A 1,874-nucleotide genomic window follows, 5' to 3' on the forward strand; every position below is an offset into this window, starting at 1 on the left:
GATGTCCCTTTCTGTCTACATCACACGACGGAGTTAATCATGAATGAAAAAGTCATTAAATCAGAAAACGTTGCCGTGATTACGGGAGCCGCAAGGGGGATTGGCGCAGCAGCGGCACGCGAGTTTGCACATCAGGGCATGAAGCTTTGCCTGTTCGACCGCGATCGGGAAGCTCTTCAGGTGCTGGCCGATGAACTTGACACTGAAATTACACTGGTCATCGGTGATGTCACCCGGGAGGAGGACCTGAGACAACTGCACAAAACGGCTTACAGTACCTACGGAAAAGTTAATCTGCTTTTCAATAATGCCGGTGCCAAAGTTGCCGCAGGTGCCTGCGATTCGCCTGATCGGTGGCGACATCAGATGGCCGTTAACCTAACCTCAATCGTGGCCACCCAGCATCTGTTCCTTCCAGAGATGCTTAAGATGAAGGAGCGCGGTGCGGTGGTGAATCTGGGGTCAAAGGAAGGCATTACCACGCCACCTGGGTTTGCCGCCTACAATGCCTCAAAAGCTGCCGTGAAGGTACTGACAGAGCAATTATCACACCAGTTACTGATGGATACCGGGAGCAGGTTAACCGCGCATTTACTTGTTCCGGGTTACACGTGGACAGCTATGAATGACCCCGGCATGGACGAACGCAAAGGGATCAAGCCTGATGAAGCATGGACGGCGGCACAGGTCATTGACTACTTTGTTCCCCGGTTTGAACACGGTGATTTCTATATTATTTGCCCCGATAACGCCGTCAGCTGCGGGACAGATGCAAAACGTATTCTCTGGGCCTGTCAGGACATGCTTGAGAACCGTCCGGCACTGTCTCGCTGGCATCCTGACTGGAAAGACGATTTTGAACGCTGGCTAAAGCGCTGAGGCTCCAGAGCGCGTGCGCTTTATTCAATCAGTCTAGATAAATGACATCGCCCGTCATTGGCGATGTCATGTTTGGTATCCACAGTCGTCCCCATAATCCGGTACAGTGACAACCCATGACTTTCTCGATTCGCTGTTCGGCAATCAGTTTCTTCGTGCTGAGCAATGTAGAGGGCGAAGCGCATCGAAGATGAAAACCACCGATCAACGCGTAAACCTGGTTGATGCCAGTAATATTTTTACAGTGTTCTACAATCCCACCAATTCCCCGGTGCCCGCAGCCCGTTACAATGACTAATCCTCGCGAAGATTTATAAATCAGCACACCTTCATCCTGAATATAATCAGGCGAGTCTGGTGTTCCTGCTAATACGCCATAGGCATGCGGTTTGTTTATATGAATCTCTCCAGACCACATTATCGATTGGCTAATGTCCAATGGAGTACGAGAGAATTGCATTCGGTAGGGAGAATAATCAATATCAAGAGACAGTTTCTTTATTTTTGGTGTATAGCCAAAAAGAGTAACAGATGAAAAGCGTTTATCGATAATAGCGGGATGACAAATAATACGAGTGCCATGAGGAAGTGCTGAAACGCCGCCACAGTGATCGTAGTGCCCATGTGACAATACAACGGCATCGATATTCGCCAGATCTACGCCCATCAGTGTGGCATTGTGAACAAAACTGGCATCTGGGCCGGTATCAAAGAGCACGGTGGTATCTTGGTCTTGAATCAGCAGGCTTAATCCAGCTTTAGCTATTAATTGGGAATCTTTCCCTCGACGATTTTCAAGAAGAACCGTGATTTTTAGTGGCATTCTTTTTCTTATGTGTTGCGAGTGACGGTAACACAAGGGTAAGCGAAGATTAATTCACTATTAAAGCGATTTCAATCGATTCGCTTTTGTTCATATCGTCGGCAAGCACGCAGATTCTTGTTCCGTTGAATTCTGTTAGTTTCATGGGAAGCGTCATGTCCGTTATGATTGC

At 48.2% G+C, this 1,874-nt stretch carries 2 protein-coding genes; one reads left to right on the forward strand and one right to left on the reverse strand.

Annotated features, from left to right (window positions below; translation table 11 throughout):
* Positions 1-39 precede the first annotated feature (39 nt).
* Complete coding sequence (locus J5224_RS26125; RefSeq protein ID WP_264628096.1) at positions 40-879, forward strand: SDR family NAD(P)-dependent oxidoreductase; 840 nt, start codon at positions 40-42, stop codon at positions 877-879.
* A gap of 28 nt (positions 880-907) precedes the next feature.
* Here the strand turns inward: J5224_RS26125 and J5224_RS26130 are convergent, their stop codons facing one another.
* The gene (locus tag J5224_RS26130; protein WP_264628097.1) at positions 908-1,702 is read right to left on the reverse strand and encodes an MBL fold metallo-hydrolase; all 795 of its coding nucleotides are present in this window, start codon (positions 1,700-1,702) and stop codon (positions 908-910) included.
* Between the last annotated feature and the right edge of the window lie 172 nt (positions 1,703-1,874).

The sequence above is a fragment of the Candidatus Symbiopectobacterium sp. NZEC135 genome (assembly GCF_025962695.1).

Excerpts from the sequence above, each read along its gene's own strand:
- J5224_RS26125 (WP_264628096.1), top strand. The coding sequence starts at position 40 with ATGAATGAAAAAGTCATTAAATCAGAAAACGTTGCCGTGATTACGGGA.
- J5224_RS26130 (WP_264628097.1), bottom strand. The coding sequence starts at position 1,702 with ATGCCACTAAAAATCACGGTTCTTCTTGAAAATCGTCGAGGGAAAGAT.